We start from the raw sequence: 16,567 nt of genomic DNA, 5'->3' as shown, positions 1-16,567 counted from the left end.
AATGGATGAACAACCCTCAACAACTCATTCTTTTTGGCATCCGTCTCAGAGGCCGTACCGTTACGTCGTCCTTTTGACCGTCAGCTTGCTGACGTTCGGGAGCTATTTCGCGTACGACAGCGTCGGGGCGATCGCTCCGACGCTGATCGCCGCCCTGGGAGTCGGGCGCGAAGCCATCGGCCAGATGTACACGCTGTACAGCGTTGCGGCGATTCTCTCCGTCTTTATCGGCGGATTGCTCATCGACAAGATCGGCACACGAAGGGCAAGCCTTCTTTTCTCGCTCCTCGTGACGATCGGCGCCGCCATTGTCGCCGTAGCGCCGAATATCTGGATCCTCAACGGCGGACGATTCATCTTTGGATGGGGCTCCGAATCGCTGGTCGTCGCCCAGAGCGCTATTTTCACACGGTGGTTCAAAGGAAAAGAGCTGGCGTTTTCATTCGGAGTCGGATTGACCGTAAGCCGCCTCGGCACCCTCTTTAGCTTCAACACCGAGGCGCTGATCGCCGAGTATTTCAACAACTATAAAACGGCCCTCTGGGCGGCGGTGGTGTTTTGCGCAATCTCGGTCGGCGCGAATTTACTCTTCATTTTGCTCGATAAAAGGGGGGAGAAAGTCCTCGGACTGAAGGAAGAAGGGGGCGGGGACAAGATCGTGCTTGCCGACGTGAAGAAATTCAACCCTTCGTATTGGTATGTGACGCTCCTTTGCGTGACGTTCTATTCAGCGATCTTTCCGTTCACCGCCCTGTCGACGGATTTTTTCAATTCCAAATGGGGAATCCCGATGACGGCGGGCGCTGAAGGGGGATTTCTCTATCAGGTCTTCTACAACGTCATCCATATGTTCAGCACCGCCGGCGGCACGACGACGATCATCATTTTTGCCTCGATGGTCTTCGCCCCCTTCTTCGGCCAATGGGTCGACCGTTTCGGACGGCGTGCGACAGTGATGGTCATCGGCTCAGTGTTCATGATCCCGGCATTTTTGTCGATGGCATTCACCATGATCCCGCCGGCATTTCCGATGATCATTCTCGGCGGAGCGTTCGTCATGGTTCCGGCCGCAATGTGGCCCTCGATTCCGCTCATCGTCGAGGAGAACCGCGTAGGGACGGCGTTCGGCTTGACGACGATGATCCAGAATTTCGGCCTGGCGCTCTTTCCCTGGTTGAACGGACTTCTGAGGGATTCAACGCAGGCATATACCGCAAGCATGATCATGTTTTCTCTCCTCGGAATTATCGGACTGGTCTTTGCTCTCCTTCTGCGGAAAAGCGAGACCGGGGCAAATGCGCATGGATTGGAAACGATCAAGACGAAATGAAGAATGAAGTGAATGCCATTCCGACGTCGTCGCGCATCACGGCTAAGAAAAAACCGAGTGCCGGCTTTACATTTGTCATCAGGCAATCGCATACGTCATTCAACGGAGACCTGAAAGCGATTTTTCAATTCGTCAATCGTCATTAGAAATTCGACATTACACACAAGGAGATCTCGATGATATCCGATTCAACAAAAGCGATCCTGGCAGGAACGGTCAAGGAATGGAACAAATTCAAGACCGAACAGATCAAACTTTCCCTCGTCGCGAACGACATTGCCGCGATTACCTCCCGAATTATTCTCGAGCAGCTCCAGTTCCTTAAAGCGCAGAACATCGAAGTCCAGTGCGACGGCATCGAGGCGATGGGCGTCCTGAACGTGCCAATCGTCGTCCAGCCGATCATTGAAGCGACCTTTCCCACCTCGAAGGCGAGCGTTCTGCTGAAATGTGCGGGAGCGGCGCGCATGATCATCATCAACCCCAATCTCAGTATCTCCGCGGGGGGCACGCCGATCACCTACGAACAGCTCCAGCGGTCGGTGCCGGAGTCGTTCGCGGCCAACGCGGCGGAATTTGTCCGCGACGCGTTTCTCAACGTTGCACGGACAGGCGGAAAAGAAAGCTAGGCGGAGTGCAGACGCCGCGCCGAGGCCCGGAACGCGATGGGAACATTACTTCATCCGAAACATTTCACCCTTAACGAAGCCCGCACGAAATTGATGGCGATCCTTCCGCTCATCAAAGAAATGGCGGGCCTCAAAAAAGCGCTGAACGAAAAGGGGTTCGACGCCTACCGCCACACGTATTTCGGCGGCACGGGGCCGAACGGCGAACGCTATTATCCGAAAGAGCTCGAGCGTTTGGTCGAGATCGTGAAATTGCTTTCGGACGACGGCATCCAGGTGAAGGGGCTCGACCAGGGGTTGATCGATTTCCCTCATATCCGCGCGAACGGAGAGGAAGTGTACCTCTGCTTTTTGCTCGGCGAAGACGATATTTTGTTCTGGCATATGATCGATGACGGATTTGCCGGCCGCCGTCCGGTTCAAGAGCTCTGAGAAATGCGCAGGCAGAGGCGAAACGATGAGAACAGTCCACACCGAGTCTCCCCGGAAAGCTGCGGTATTCATCAGGCAGGGGGAAATTGTTGCATTTCCGACCGAAACGGTGTACGGGCTCGGTGCGAATGTCTTTGACGAGCAGGCGCTGCGGAAGATCTTCGCCGCCAAGAAACGTCCCGCCGACAACCCGTTCATTGTTCACGTGGCTCGCATTGAAGAGATAGAATTGCTTGCCCGCAGAATCCCCCATTCCGCCGAGAAGTTGATTCAGCGATTTTTTCCCGGGCCGCTGACGGTCATTGTGCCGAAGCAGCGTGCAGTTCCGCGCGCAGCGACGGCCGGCTTATCGACAGTGGGCATCCGCATGCCTCGTCATCCCGTCGCCCATGCATTTTTGAAGGCGTGCGGAGTCCCGGTGGCGGCTCCGTCGGCAAATCTTTCCGGCTCGCCGAGCTCGACGACATGGCGAAGCGTCTCGTTCGACCTGGATGGCCGGATCAGCTGCATCTTAAAAGGGGGACAAACGTCCGTTGGGTTGGAATCGACGGTTGTTGATTGCACGGGCGCAGTTCCCGAGGTCCTTCGTTCCGGTGCAGTGACGCTGGAACAATTGCGGGAAATTATTCCGTCGACGCGGATTGCGATTCCCCGGTCCGCAAAGGCGGCCAAAAGCCCCGGAACGAAATACCGGCACTATTCTCCCCGGGCGCGCGTTATTATCGTGGCAGACGCAGCGGAGATCGGCCCGACAACGAATGCGGCGTTTATCGGCACGGGAGCATTGATCAACGCCCGGCGATTCCGTTTCCACCGGATTCTCCCGAACGTCAATGCCTACGCCCACGAGCTCTTTTATTTTTTCCGCCTCTGCGATGCCGCGGGAGTTTCGAAGATTTACTGCCAGGCGGTCGAACCGTCAGGACTCGGGCTCGCTCTAATGGACAGAATTACGCGCGCCGCACACTAAGTAATTTTCAACCGATGCCATTCCAACTTTCTTCTGATTACAAGCCGGAAGGCGACCAGCCCGAGGCGATACGGCAGCTGACCGAAGGACTGCGCCGCGGCGACAAGTATCAAACGCTCCTTGGCGTCACCGGGAGCGGAAAAACGTTCACAATTTCCAACGTGATCACGCAGGTTAACAAACCCGTGTTGATCATGTCCCATAACAAAACGCTTGCAGCGCAGCTGTATGCGGAGTTCAAGAGCTTCTTTCCAAAAGATCATGTCGAGTTCTTCATTTCCTACTATGATTATTACCAGCCGGAGGCGTACGTGCCGACGACCGACACGTACATCCAAAAAGACTCATCGGTGAACGATGAGATCGACCGCTTGCGGCTGCGGGCGACAAGCGCCCTGCTCAGCGGGGAGCCGAACGTGATCGTGGTGGCGTCGGTCAGCTGCATTTACGGCATCGGCGCGCCCGACGAGTGGATGAAGATGATGGTGGTCGTGAAGAAAGGGGAGCGGATCGAGCGGAACGCGCTGCTGAGGAAGCTTCTCGACATCTACTATGCGCGCAACGATTATGAGTTTTCGCGGGGCACGTTCCGCGTCCGCGGCGATGTCGTCGAAGTGATCCCGGCGTATGAAAACGAAGAAGCGATCCGGATCGAATTTTTCGGCGACGTCATCGAAAAGATTTCGTGCATCGATAAAATGGACGGCTCGATCATCGGCGAGGTCGAGTACGAGGTGATCTATCCGGCCAAGCAGTTCGTCACGACGCGCGAATCGCTGGAACGGGGGATCAAGGCCATCGAGATCGAGATGCACGAGTGTCTCGAGGAAATGCGCTCGCAGAATCTGCTGCTGGAAGCCCAGCGGCTGGAGCAGCGGACCCGCTTCGACATTGAAATGATGCGGGAGGTCGGCTATTGCAGCGGCATCGAGAATTATTCGCGCCACCTCGCGGGGCGCCCCCCGGGTTCCCGGCCGTACTGCCTGTTCGACTATTTTCCGAAGGATTTTCTGCTGGTGATCGACGAATCTCACGTCACCGTCCCGCAGATCGGCGGCATGTATTTCGGCGACCGGTCGCGGAAAGAGACCCTGGTGAAGTACGGATTCCGCCTTCCGTCGGCGCTCGATAACCGCCCTCTCAAGTTCGACGAATGGGAACAGATGGTCAACCAGGTGATCTTTGTCAGCGCCACGCCGGGGCCGTATGAAATGGAAAAATGCAAGGGGGCGTTCGTCGAGCAGGTGATCCGTCCGACCGGGCTCGTCGATCCCGAAGTGGAGATCCGGCCGGTTAAAAATCAGATCGACGACCTTACCGCCGAGATCCGGAAGCGGGCGGCGGCAAAAGAAAGGATCCTCGTGACGACGCTGACCAAACGAATGGCCGAAGACCTGACAGAATACCTCGCCGATATCGGCATCCGTGTCGAATACATCCACTCCGAGATCGATGCCCTTCAGCGTGTTGAGATCCTGCGCAACCTTCGGCTGGGGAATTTCGACGTCCTTATCGGCGTCAATTTGCTCCGCGAAGGATTGGACCTTCCGGAAGTCTCAATGGTCGCGATTTTGGATGCCGATAAGGAAGGGTTTCTCCGCTCGGAGCGTTCATTGATTCAAACGGCCGGCAGAACCGCGCGGAATGTCAACGGCAAAGTGGTGATGTACGCCGACAAGATCACCGATTCGATGAAGCGGATGATCGGCGAAACGGAACGCCGGCGTGAAAAACAGATCAGCTTCAACAAGGAACATCATATCACTCCCAAAACGATCTATAAGTCGTACGATGAAGTGATGGCATCGACGGCGGTGGCGGATGTGAAATCGGCTCGCGATGCCCGGAAGGAACGCGAAACGCTTCCGCTCGTCGCGGATTCCATCGTGAAATATCTTACGCCCGACCAGAAAGCCGATTTGCTGGAGGAATTGAAAAAAGAGATGGCAAAGGCATCGCAGGACCTGGAATTCGAACGAGCCGCACAGCTGCGCGACGAAATCCGACGGTTGTCGGAGGGGAAAAAATAATTGGCGCCGCGAGGACACCAAGGCACGAAATACTCGCCGAGCTAGGGTAACTATCGTCTCTCTCGCAGAGTCTTGGCGCCTTTGCGGTAAAAGAAAGCAGGATGGTATGGGGGGAACATCATTCCGTGCGCTGCTTCGTGCAATCGGAGCGCCCGCAAAAGAATTTATTTTCCCGCCGCTGTGTTTCTCATGCAATGCCCGCCTCGCCGAAACCGAATCGCGGATATGCAGCGCCTGCTGGCGTTCGATCGAACGCGTCGGCCCGGAGGACGAGACCGTCCAGGTTCTCCGCGAGCGTTTCTCCGCAGAAGGCTCAGTCGACGATTTCATCTCATGCTATTATTTCGAAGAGCAAGGCGTTTTCCAGCAGCTCGTGCATTCGTTGAAATATAATGCCGTGACCCGGTTCGGCGCTGAGCTCGGCAGCCATCTCGGAAAAGCGATCCAGGAACATCTCGATGAATCTTCGATAGATGGGATCATTGCCGTACCTCTTCACAAGTTGAAACAGAGAGAGCGCGGCTATAACCAAAGCGAGTTCATCTGCAAAGGGATCTCCCAGACGATCGGCAGGCCGGTCATGCTTTCGCTGGTAACAAGGTCGAAGTATACTGTCTCGCAGACACACCTCACCGCCGAAGAACGAAAGCAAAATGTCGGCGGAGCTTTCACCATCCATCCCCGGAAAAAAGGATGGATAAGCGGGAAAACCTTGATGGTCGTGGACGACGTTATCACGACCGGTTCTACGATTCAAGCAATGGCAAAATTGTTGAAAGAGGCAGGAGCCGCGAAAATCATCGCTGCTTCCGCAGGGCTGGCAAAGCTGGAGAAAAATCACGACGCATGACGACAGTCAACACATTTTGAGCAACCAATGCAAAGATTACGAGGTGTCGCAACTCCTTGATTTATAAGCGCATTAAAGCATATATTTGAATTAATGAAATCAGCATGCTCAATGGTCATCAGCCTTTCCCTGCTCCTTTGCGCTTGTTCCGACGCGCCGAGGGACAATCCGCTTGATCCTCAGTCGCCCCGGTACCAGGGGAATGCGATGGTGGGCGGAAACGTGTATGTGCTTGACCAAAACTCTCCGGTCGGTCAGGCGAGAGTGACATGTGTTGAAAACGGCCTTTCCGTCCTTACCGATTCGAACGGCGTTTTCCAGTTCACCAAGATCGATGTCGGTTCGCTGACGTTCGTCTGCACGAAAACAGGCTTTGCCCCCGACACTTCGAAGATCGTCCTTCAAGCGGGATCGCCGCAACAAATTTCTTTCGGTCTCAACGGTTATCCGTACATCGTTTCCCAACGCATCCTGACCAGGAAGATCGACCAGTACTACCCAAGTCCTCAATATTTTGTCGACGTCTCCGCTTCCGTTTCGGACCCGAACGGAATTGAAGACGTCGATTCGGTCTGGTTTGTCGTGGACTCGACACGATTTGTCATGGTCTATTCCCCGACAACAAACATGTTCCAGACGACGATCTATAAATACAGTTTCCCGACCAACACAATTCAATGGCTTGTCGGAAAACCGCTGACGATCGAATCGACGGACCGTTCCCGCGCGCTCGGGGTCGGCAGCCCGTTCTACGTAACGCGTATCATCGAAGACGAGGCAACGCCGGTCTATCCGTCGTCGCTGAACAATGATACGACCGGATCGCTGCCGATGCTCAAGTGGACACCCCCGAATGTGACGTACAATTTTTCATATACACTTGTCATCTCTCTTGTGAACTCGGGAACGGAACAGGTGTGGTGGACGTACAGCGGTTATGGCTCCATCTACCAGCAATTGCAGTTCCCGAGCGACAGCACCACGCAGCCGCTGCAGGCGGGGAATTATGTGTGGACGATCGCCGTGGTGGACGACTTTGGCAACTATAGCCGTTCAAAAGAATCATCGTTTGTGGTGAAATAGCGTGTCAAAAGAGCCGAAAAATAATTTTGAAGCGCTCTGCGAGATCACGAAGAGCATCAACTCGATCCTTGAGCCTGTTGCGCTGCTCGAGAAAATACTCGAGGCAGCGACGGCTCATCTGAACGCCGAACGCGGATCCATCCTTCTGGTCGATGAAAAGAACGAGCGCGGTTTTTCGGCCGTTGCGGCGAAGAATTTCGGGTCGAAGGATTCCAGCGATGAGTTTGCAGCCTCATCGTCGGTCATTCAACAGGTGTTTTCATCCGGAAATCCGGTGCTCACCTTCGATGCCCTCAGCGACGAACGGTTCGAATCGTCGAGGAGTATCGCCGCGCAAAAGATCCTCTCAATCATCTGCATCCCCTTAAGGGCGGGCGAGAAGGTAACGGGAGTGATCTATCTGGACAGCAGCGTTTCGCGCAAAGCCTTTACCGATGAGTCGCTTAAATTTCTTAGTGTCTTCGGACACCTTGCGGCCATTGCGATCGAAAACGCGCAACGGTATGCGTCGCTGCGGGATGAAAACGAACGCCTTCGCAGCGAAGTCGATTCTGCCCGCCTGTTCACGTCGATGGTCGGCAAAAGCGAGGCCTGGAAGCGCGTTCTCGCCATCACCAAGCGCGTTCTCGATGTCGATGCGGCCGTGCTCATCACAGGAGAGAGCGGAACCGGCAAGGAGCTTATTGCGCGCGCCGTTCACGACGGCGGATTGCGCAGCGGCAAGCCGTTTGTGACGGTGAACTGTTCTGCGATCCCCGAACAATTGTTGGAAAGCGAATTATTCGGCTACGTGAAAGGGGCATTCACCGGCGCCTCGTCCGACAAGAAAGGGCTGGTCGAAGTGGCCGAGGGGGGGACGTTATTTCTTGACGAAGTTGCCGATCTTCCGCTGCAGCTTCAGCCGAAAATTCTCCGCCTTCTTCAGGAAAAGGAATACCGTCGCGTCGGCGATACGAAAAATCGGACGGCGAACATACGCATTATTGCCGCAACCAACCGCGATATGCTTGAGGAGGTCAAAGGGGGACGATTGCGCGAGGACCTGTACTTCCGGCTCAATGTCGTGCGGATCCATCTTCCCCCCCTTCGCGAAAGAAAGGAAGATATTCCGCTCCTTGCGTCGCATTTTGTACGCCGGGCAGCAGAGGCCTACAAGCGCCCTGTCGAGAACATTCATCCCGACGCCATGCAGTTGCTGCTGGCGAATCAATGGTCGGGGAATGTTCGGGAATTTCAAAATGTCATCGAGCGCGCCGTCGTGCTGTGCAGCGGCAGCCAGTTGAAAAAGGAAGATTTCATGTTCGATGCCGCGGACCGGGGAGCAATGACACGCAGCGCGGCGACGCTGGCTGATTTCGAACGCCAGATCATCGAAGCGACGCTCGCCGAAATGGGGGGGAACAGGACACGGACAGCAGAAAAACTCGGCGTCTCCCTCCGATGGCTGCAATACCGGCTGAAAAAATGGAGCGGTGAATAAATGCCGTTTACGATTGAAGCGACGGTGAGCGAAAGCAGTACCACGCGGGTCTTTCGGGCGTTCGATGAGACCCTTCACAGACGCGTCTTGCTCAAGGTCTTGCACAGGCATTTGGCGCACGACGAACAACTGCGGGAACGGTTCGTGCGCGAAGCAAGGGCGTGCGCCGCACTCCGGTCGGAACATATCGTCCAGGTGTACGACCTCACGGAAGTCGAAGGGGCGCCGGCCATCGTGATGGAGTTCGTCGACGGGAGATCGCTGAAGGAACTGATCGAAGAGGGATCAGAACGGACGTTTGCGCTTGCGTCGAAAACAGCCCTTCATGTTCTTCGCGGTCTCAGCGTTGCCCATGCACAGGGCATTATCCACCGCGACATCAAACCCGGCAATATCATGGTAGCGACGAACGGGACGATCAAGGTGAGCGATTTCGGCCTCGCCCGTCTCGCCGTTTCTTCCACGATGACGACTGAAGGGATCTTGGTCGGAACCCCGGCCTATCTTGCGCCAGAGCAGATCCGCGGCGAGCAGCCGGATGCCCGTGCGGACCTGTTCTCCCTCGGCGCGACGGTGATTGAAGTGCTTTGCGGGGAGCGGTTATTCGAAGGGACGACGTACGCGGAATGTCTGAACAAAGTCAGCTCATTCAGAATAGAGATGCTCGATCGGTTTGCTCAAATTTCTTCCGCCGAATTTATTTCCTTTGTAAAGCGGCTGATGCATCCCGACAAAGAGCAGCGGTTCAGGTCGGCGGGAGAAGCCCTGGCGGCGTTTCATGATGATCGTTCAAGCGTTCGTCCTCCTTCCAACCCTGTTCGGCGGCCGAAATGGTTCCTTCAGCCAGTTCCGGTCCTTGCAGCTCTGGTTGTTGCGGCGGCCGTTCTCTACGGAATCAATGGGATCAATTCCTTCTCGCGCAATCCGTCCCCCGCTTCCCGTACACAACATGACAGCTCAATTGCAGCAAATATCGATGCGGCAAAGAGGTCGACGCCAGCGACGAATCCTGCAATAACGCCTTCCGCCGGAACAACCGCCCCGCGAAAAGAAAGAACATCAACGGAAGATCAATCCATAAGACCTTTGGCGAATGCGGCGAGCAGGAACGTTGACTCGGGATCGGTCTCCATTACGAGCACGCCGTGGGCTAAAGTGTACATCGACAGTGAATTCATCGGCGAAACCCCTTTTGATAAACCGGTGACCCTGTCGGCCGGTTCTCATACCGTTGTCTTTACCCATCCTTCATTTGAGCCGGTCATCAAAGCCGTGACCGTCAGCGGGAAAACAGCGCTTCGCCTCGATTGCGATTTTCTGACGAGCGCGGGATTCCTGAGCTGCACAGCGACGCCGTGGGCCGATGTCTACATCGATGATGTCTACCGCGATACAACTCCGCTGACGAAGGCGATCGTCCTTTCTTCCGGAAAACATGAGATTCGTTTTCATAACCCTGCGTTCAATGATATCCACAGAGAAGTAACCATTGCCGCGCACGATACGCTCCGTCTTTCGGTCTCATTCCCATTATGAAGAAGCTCGTCCGTATTTTCTTGTTTTCTTTTTTCATCGCCGCCCCGGTTCTTTCGCAGCCGAAGAGCGTCGATTCGACGCTCGCCCTCATTGAATCGATGTTCGAGTCGGGCGCATATATGAATGTTGAAGTGGAAGCGCGCCGCTGCGCCGAACAGGCCGGAATCTCCGATTCCATTCGCTGCCTTGCTGAAAAATGGATCGCCTTTTCGCTTGTCGCCCAGGGGAAACCGGCGCTGGCGTTGGATCATTTCAACGTCATCCTGACCCTTGATCCTCAATTCGAGCTCGACCCGGTTCTGACATCGCCGAAGATCCTAGCCGTTTTTGATGAAGCGAGAAACCGGTTGAATGAGCGGAAGAAACTCTCGCCGGACACTGCCGCGGTCCTTCATCCGGACCGCGCTCCTGAAGTTTCATTCCGAACGATCGTTTTTCCCGGATGGGAACAGCTCCACCAAAATCGGACAACATCGGGCTACCTTTTCCTTGGAGGAGGAATTGCCGCTCTCGGCGGGGGGATTGTATGCGAATCACTTCGCAGTTCGGCCCGCAGCGATTATCTTTCTGCAACAACACCGTCAGCGATCCAATCAAAATATTCAACCTACAATAATTATTACAAAGCCGGGCAATATGCGTTTGGAGCCTTTGCGCTCATCTATATTGCTTCCGAAATCGATGCTCTCACCGGGACACGTTCCATTTCTCTTTCATTGGCCCCGAAAAGTTCTTTAAACTCTTCCGCAAGCCTAGCCCTCAACATCAGCTTCTAGTCTGCAATCTGTGCGTTTGGGTATGCAGGTTTTGCATGCCGATCGATCTGTAATCCTCCTATTTGGCCAAAAAATGGGGAATAAATGATGGCATTCCAGTTGCACGACATTCCCACACAAGAATGCATTGTTTTCCCCGAATTGGCATGAAAAGAAAATCAACAATCCCGACCCCATCACTAAATATTTACAGGAGTCAGTATGTTAAAGCGCTACAGTGTTTTGACGATTGCGATGGTCATCATCGCGGCAGTTTTTGTTCAGGTTGCTGATTCGCAGTTGGGGCCGCCCCCCCCTCCAAGTCCGTTCCATTTCGATTCACAACCTCCTTTGACAGGTCAGGTTGGCATCCCATATCTTTACACTGTTCATCTTGACGTGAAAGACTCGACCGCCGTCGTGCGCTACAGGGCGGATCGCATGGACCCGGCAGACCTTACCGTCGATTCAGCAACGGGTGTTGTCCGTTGGACTCCGACCGCGAGAGGCTGGTATCCCATCTCATTGGTCGCGGTGGTCCGCTTCACCACGCACGCGCTGGCGATCGCTGTTGAACAGAATTTTGTGGTCGCCGTCGCCGGCGGCAACGGGATAGTCCAGGGAAAAGTTACGGACACATTGAATGCCGGCATTCCCAATGTTGCGATCGAAGTCCTGCAGGCAGCCAATCCGACCGCGGCCCTCCCCGGCTGCTATGCTTACAGAGCCAGGACGGACAGCAACGGCAACTATCGGATCGACAGAATCGATCCGGGAACCTATAAGCTGCACGCAATTTCTTCATCACCCCAGTACGAGAGCCAGTGGTATGACGGTAAAACGTCCGCTGCGACGGCCGACAGGATCACCATCGCCGATAGCCCCGCGGTGACGATGGTGAATTTTACCCTGACCGGCGGTCCGGCGAGAAAGATAAAGATCACCGCTTCGGGGGTTGTCACCGATTCGGCGCTCCTCGCCATCCGGAATACGCACGTGTTTTTTGTTCGGGCCGGGTTCGCGCTCAACAGCAACATGAGCATCGACGATTTCCGGCAATATTTTGATTTAGAAGGGATGAGAGACGACTTTCGACTGGAGGGGAACTCGGCAGAAGTGTATCAGACAAAAGCAGATTCACTCGGCCGCTATTCGCTCACGATTCCCGCAGGAGCGTACATCGCATTGGCCTCTGCTCCAGGATACGGCACGGTCTTTTATCCCGGACAGACGGACATTCTCGCCGCGACGACGTTGGTGCTGCAGAAAGACAGCGCTGGAATCAATTTTGTGCTGCCGCAGTTGGCGTCGATCGCAACGGGAACGATTTCTGGCAGCGTTCTTGACTCTTCGCTGAATGTCGGAGTGGCAGCCCGCATCATTGCGACGCGCGACCGATGGCTAACGGTCGACAAATTCAAAGAGCCGCGGTCGTATGTTGTCGACACGGATTCCCTCGGGAATTTTACGATCAACAATCTCTTGCCCGGTTCGTACTTTGTTCTTGCCGTTCCTCTTGGGAGTTACGCTCCGGCGTTCTATTCAGAGGATACTCTGACCACGCGATGGAAGAAAGCCACAAGGGTAGCGATCGACCAGAATGCCGTCGACGGTATTTACATTTATGTTCATCAGATTCCGGCGCTCATGAACGGGTTCGCCGACATTACAGGAACGCTCAGCCTGACGTCGGGCACAGCTCCGACGATGGCGGGGGCTATTGTTTACGCTGTGAAGAATAACACGGTTGCCGGGTTCGCGGTCACCGACGAGTCCGGGAACTATGACATCGCCGGTCTTGCGCCCGGATCCTACTCGGTGAACGCCGACTGGACCGGGTACACCGATAACGGCGGCGCATCGGGGAACGCTTCCGTGTCGTACGATGCTTCGGGGAATCCGGTGAACGCTTCGCTGCCGCTCTCAGTCAGTTCTGTGACGCTGGTGAGCGGGACTTCTTCTGTTCAGCCGGTGCAATACGCGCTCGAGCAGAATTACCCGAACCCGTTCAACCCGTCGACAACAATTCGCTACACGCTCCCCGTATCGGGAAAGGTGGTCGTGAGGGTGTTCAATATTCTTGGCCAGGCGGTTGCCACACTGGTCGACGGCGAACAGAACGCGGGAACGTACGAGGTCTCGTTCAACGCCTCATCGCTTGCCAGCGGCGTCTACTTTTACAGGATCCAGAGCGGGACGTTTGAAGCAGTGAAGAAAATGATGCTGCTGAAGTAAGTCGCTTCCTCAACGTAAGAAAATGGGCTAAACCTCTTTATGCCAGGCGGTGTCAAAAACAAGTCACCGCTTGGCGAAGGGGAGCACCGCGGTTAAAATTCATCGCACAAACATTGCCGCCTGATCATGCCGATGCTCCATCAACGATGAGCTGAACGGGACAGCGCAGCAGCGATCGGCGGCTGGAGAGGAGAGAGAGTGGAGAGAATTAGGTACGGATTGAGTGTTGCAGCTTTTACCGTGTTGCTCGTTGCAGACCTTGTTGCACAGGAACAAAGCAGTTCCACTATAGAATACATCTCGCCGGTTCCCGGATCGTCAATGCACATGCCCCAAACAACGATCGCCGTCAGAACGATGGGCAATATTGATCCATCTAGCCTTTCATCGAGCGGAATCATTACCGTGACAGGCGCCGTCAGCGGAATTCATGACGGAAAGCTCGTTCTTTCGGATGACGGGAGGACCGTAATATTTGCCCCGGCGATTCCGTTCACGGAGGGGGAAGCTGTCACCGTGAACCTGAATGCGGGATTGCGTGTGACGGACGGAAGCGGAGTCCTGCCGACACAGTTTACATTTATGATTACGCCGAAAGTGCTTCCGCCGTCACTCCAAAAAATGCGTTTGGAAGGGGAAGGAGCACTGCCGGCAGGGACGCATCGATCATCGGCCAGCCATCCGTTGGCTGCGAACGACTCATCGGTTCATTCGACCTTGCCCGCATTTACGATCACGACCGACAGCACCACGTCACCGGGGAATATTTTTTTGAGCAGTTTTGCCTGGACCCAGAGTGTCACTGCGACGCCGTATCTCATGATCCTGGAAAATTCGGGCACTCCATATTTCTACCAACAACCGGTTTCGACGCCGATCGATTTTGTCATCCAGCCGAACGGACATCTGACTTATTTCGACGAAGGTCCGTGGTTGTTTTATGAATTGGACTCGACTTATTCGATTGTTAACAGCTATGGAGTCGGGAACGGATACGTCACTGACGTGCACGAGCTCCGCCTTTTGCCAAACGGCCATGCGCTTTTGCTCGGCGATGACGATGAATATGTTGACATGTCAAAGATCGTTGCGAACGGAAACACATCAGCGAAGGTAATAGGGATTATTCTTCAGGAACTTGACAAGGCGAAGAATGTCGTTTTTCAATGGCGAAGCTGGGATCATTTTAAGATCACTGACGCCACGCACGAAGACCTGACGGCGGCGACGGTCGATTACGTTCACAGCAATGCCATCGAGCTGGATGCCGACAGCAACATCATCCTCTCTTCACGCCACCTGGATGAGATCACGAAAATCGACCGGTCGACCGGAAATATCATTTGGAGAATGGGAGGGAAGAACAATCAGTTTACGTTTGTCAACGATACGATCGGGTACTCCCACCAGCACGCCATTCGCCGGATCGCGAACGGAGATTTTACGATGTTTGACAACGGAAATTTCCACAACCCGCCGTTTTCGCGCGCTCTCGAGTATCAAGTCGACCAAGTGCACAAAATTGCGACGCTCGTCTGGCAATACCGGAACAATCCCGATTACGTGAGCGGTGCGATGGGGTATGTGCAGCGTCTCCCGAACGGAAATACGTTCATCGGATGGGGGGACTGCAATGTTGCGGTGACTGAAGTGACGAGCAATGGGACCAAGGTCTATGAGATGAGCCTGCCCGACCAAATCGTCAGCTACCGTGCCTACAGGCTCCAGTGGAATGTCGGAGGCACAACTTCGGGAGTTGTCAATAATGCGATCGCCCGGACTCCGCAGACGATGACGCTGAACGAAAATTATCCTAACCCGTTCAATCCGAGCACGATAATTTCCTTCAGCCTTCCGGCGACGGGGGTCGCGACATTACGAGTCTACAACATTCTCGGGCAGCGCGTCGCAACGCTCGTCGACGGCGTGGTCCGGGGAGGGGTCGAACAGAGTGTAACGTTTAACGCTTCCTCGCTCCCAAGCGGTATTTATTATTACCGTCTCGAAAGCGCGCAAAGATCCGAAACAAAGAAAATGGTGCTGCTCAAATAAGCGACTGCGCAGGAGGGTCTTATGGATAAGAAAATACTTTCCTTGTTGTCTTTGGCGGCGATGATCGGGGCCGTCGAGTTTCAGGGGTGCACGGAATCGACGCACCCACATTATTATTCGGGCCAATCCGCCGGCGATCAGAGTTCGGTGACCAGTTCCATTGTCATCGACGAGGTTTCTGCTGCGCATCTCGCCGGCGTTCCCGTCGACAGCAGCGACGGTATCTTTTCGATCGGCTGGAATCCTTTTGTAGGACCGGTTGATCAGGACTCGGAGAGGTCCGGCGACGCGTCGGCCGTTGTTTTCGATACGCTTTCGGCCAAACCCCGCTATTGGCATGGAGCGGAGGATATCGGCGCAGTGTTTCTCGATTATTCGGGCCGGCAGATTGAATTGCAGAGATTTCAGCACTTCTTCGGAGGGGCGATCTATTCCTTGTTCCCTCATTTGTTTGGCAGTCAGGGGCAGGGAGTGGAGTTTGTTCCAAATACAAGCTATGAATTTGATGTGACGGGTTCATCGTCCTTTCCTGCAACGAAAGTGTCGATCACCTCGCCTGCCGCCCTCATCAATCTTACCGGTCTTGCGAACGGGCAACAGGTCATGCCGGACAGCGACCTTGCCCTCACGTGGTCGGGGGGAAACCCTGTGGCCGGCGTTCTCATTCGGGTCACGCCGATGATCGACGTCGGTCCGGACGGTTCAGGTTTCCGCATGAGGAACGGGGGCGTGCCCCCCGGAATTCACGAAGAGGCCGACGGGTTCGAAGGAATCGATACCGGCTATTCGATACTCCTGGCAAGCAATTCGGGGAAGGGCGTAATCCCGGCTTCAGTGCTTCAGAATTACTATAATTATACGGCGGACCTTTCGGTGACGGTATCGGAATTCAGTACAACGGAGTTCACGCAAGACAGCCGAAAATATCTGGTCGTGATGCGCGACGGCGACCGCCGTTTTGTTGTCATCAAGTAGTAAAAGAACCAGGCGTCGAAGGCCGGCAATTTGTAAAATGCAAGTGCGGTTTCTTCACTGCTGATGGAAGAGGTTGTTCCGGACGTGATGGTCCTGCAGTGAAAAGCGCGCATGGACAAATGGGCGAACCCGTTTTTGGGCAAGCCCTTTTTGTTTCTTCCCTCGATGATCAAACTTTTCTTGATCTGATGAATCTAAGAGGTGTGATAA

Annotated in this window: 14 protein-coding genes; all 14 read left to right on the top strand. The window is 54.7% G+C overall.

Annotated elements, in window-relative coordinates:
• Position 1 precedes the first annotated feature (1 nt).
• The 14 genes from VMF88_15825 (at position 2) to VMF88_15760 (ending at position 16,357) form a co-directional block, all read left to right on the top strand.
• Complete coding sequence (locus VMF88_15825) at positions 2-1,330, top strand: MFS transporter (protein HTY12532.1); 1,329 nt, start codon at positions 2-4, stop codon at positions 1,328-1,330.
• A complete protein-coding gene (locus VMF88_15820) occupies positions 1,327-1,476 on the top strand; it encodes a hypothetical protein (GenBank protein HTY12531.1) in 150 nt (49 codons plus the stop codon). The genes VMF88_15825 and VMF88_15820 overlap by 4 nt, the downstream gene beginning before the upstream one ends.
• A 30-nt stretch (positions 1,477-1,506) precedes the next feature.
• Complete coding sequence (locus VMF88_15815; protein ID HTY12530.1) at positions 1,507-1,959, top strand: hypothetical protein; 453 nt, start codon at positions 1,507-1,509, stop codon at positions 1,957-1,959.
• Positions 1,960-1,995: 36 nt separating this feature from the next.
• On the top strand, positions 1,996-2,391 hold the full coding sequence (locus VMF88_15810) for a DUF2203 domain-containing protein (GenBank protein HTY12529.1): 396 nt from the start codon (positions 1,996-1,998) through the stop codon (positions 2,389-2,391).
• 25 nt (positions 2,392-2,416) lie between these two features.
• Complete coding sequence (locus tag VMF88_15805; protein HTY12528.1) at positions 2,417-3,361, top strand: L-threonylcarbamoyladenylate synthase; 945 nt, start codon at positions 2,417-2,419, stop codon at positions 3,359-3,361.
• Positions 3,362-3,375: 14 nt separating this feature from the next.
• Positions 3,376-5,391 (top strand): excinuclease ABC subunit UvrB, encoded by a 2,016-nt coding sequence (gene uvrB / locus VMF88_15800; GenBank protein ID HTY12527.1) that lies wholly within the window; start codon positions 3,376-3,378, stop codon positions 5,389-5,391.
• A 106-nt stretch (positions 5,392-5,497) separates the two neighbouring features.
• The gene (locus VMF88_15795; GenBank protein HTY12526.1) at positions 5,498-6,241 is read left to right on the top strand and encodes a ComF family protein; all 744 of its coding nucleotides are present in this window, start codon (positions 5,498-5,500) and stop codon (positions 6,239-6,241) included.
• A gap of 111 nt (positions 6,242-6,352) precedes the next feature.
• Positions 6,353-7,324: a carboxypeptidase-like regulatory domain-containing protein gene (locus tag VMF88_15790; protein HTY12525.1), complete on the top strand. Its 972-nt coding sequence runs from the start codon at positions 6,353-6,355 to the stop codon at positions 7,322-7,324.
• 1 nt (position 7,325) lies between these two features.
• The gene (locus tag VMF88_15785; GenBank protein ID HTY12524.1) at positions 7,326-8,804 is read left to right on the top strand and encodes a sigma 54-interacting transcriptional regulator; all 1,479 of its coding nucleotides are present in this window, start codon (positions 7,326-7,328) and stop codon (positions 8,802-8,804) included.
• A complete protein-coding gene (locus VMF88_15780; GenBank protein ID HTY12523.1) occupies positions 8,805-10,340 on the top strand; it encodes a serine/threonine-protein kinase in 1,536 nt (511 codons plus the stop codon).
• Positions 10,337-11,116 carry a hypothetical protein gene (locus VMF88_15775; GenBank protein ID HTY12522.1) on the top strand — a complete coding sequence of 260 codons (780 nt, stop codon included), beginning with the start codon at positions 10,337-10,339 and terminating at the stop codon, positions 11,114-11,116. The genes VMF88_15780 and VMF88_15775 overlap by 4 nt, the downstream gene beginning before the upstream one ends.
• A 201-nt stretch (positions 11,117-11,317) precedes the next feature.
• Positions 11,318-13,330: a carboxypeptidase regulatory-like domain-containing protein gene (locus VMF88_15770; protein ID HTY12521.1), complete on the top strand. Its 2,013-nt coding sequence runs from the start codon at positions 11,318-11,320 to the stop codon at positions 13,328-13,330.
• 198 nt (positions 13,331-13,528) lie between these two features.
• Positions 13,529-15,382: an aryl-sulfate sulfotransferase gene (locus VMF88_15765; GenBank protein ID HTY12520.1), complete on the top strand. Its 1,854-nt coding sequence runs from the start codon at positions 13,529-13,531 to the stop codon at positions 15,380-15,382.
• Between the two features lie 21 nt (positions 15,383-15,403).
• On the top strand, positions 15,404-16,357 hold the full coding sequence (locus VMF88_15760) for a hypothetical protein (GenBank protein HTY12519.1): 954 nt from the start codon (positions 15,404-15,406) through the stop codon (positions 16,355-16,357).
• Positions 16,358-16,567 lie beyond the last annotated feature (210 nt).

Source organism: Bacteroidota bacterium (genome assembly GCA_035506275.1).
Taxonomy (GTDB): domain Bacteria; phylum Bacteroidota; class Ignavibacteria; order UBA10030; family UBA8401; genus JAGVPT01.
This window is presented reverse-complemented; position numbering and strand designations above follow the sequence as displayed.

Excerpts from the sequence above, each read along its gene's own strand:
- VMF88_15810 (HTY12529.1), top strand. The coding sequence starts at position 1,996 with ATGGGAACATTACTTCATCCGAAACATTTCACCCTTAACGAAGCCCGC.
- VMF88_15795 (HTY12526.1), top strand. The coding sequence starts at position 5,498 with ATGGGGGGAACATCATTCCGTGCGCTGCTTCGTGCAATCGGAGCGCCC.
- VMF88_15770 (HTY12521.1), top strand. The coding sequence starts at position 11,318 with ATGTTAAAGCGCTACAGTGTTTTGACGATTGCGATGGTCATCATCGCG.
- VMF88_15790 (HTY12525.1), top strand. The coding sequence starts at position 6,353 with ATGGTCATCAGCCTTTCCCTGCTCCTTTGCGCTTGTTCCGACGCGCCG.
- uvrB (HTY12527.1), top strand. The coding sequence starts at position 3,376 with ATGCCATTCCAACTTTCTTCTGATTACAAGCCGGAAGGCGACCAGCCC.
- VMF88_15760 (HTY12519.1), top strand. The coding sequence starts at position 15,404 with ATGGATAAGAAAATACTTTCCTTGTTGTCTTTGGCGGCGATGATCGGG.
- VMF88_15825 (HTY12532.1), top strand. The coding sequence starts at position 2 with ATGGATGAACAACCCTCAACAACTCATTCTTTTTGGCATCCGTCTCAG.
- VMF88_15775 (HTY12522.1), top strand. The coding sequence starts at position 10,337 with ATGAAGAAGCTCGTCCGTATTTTCTTGTTTTCTTTTTTCATCGCCGCC.
- VMF88_15805 (HTY12528.1), top strand. The coding sequence starts at position 2,417 with ATGAGAACAGTCCACACCGAGTCTCCCCGGAAAGCTGCGGTATTCATC.
- VMF88_15780 (HTY12523.1), top strand. The coding sequence starts at position 8,805 with ATGCCGTTTACGATTGAAGCGACGGTGAGCGAAAGCAGTACCACGCGG.
- VMF88_15820 (HTY12531.1), top strand. The coding sequence starts at position 1,327 with ATGAAGAATGAAGTGAATGCCATTCCGACGTCGTCGCGCATCACGGCT.
- VMF88_15815 (HTY12530.1), top strand. The coding sequence starts at position 1,507 with ATGATATCCGATTCAACAAAAGCGATCCTGGCAGGAACGGTCAAGGAA.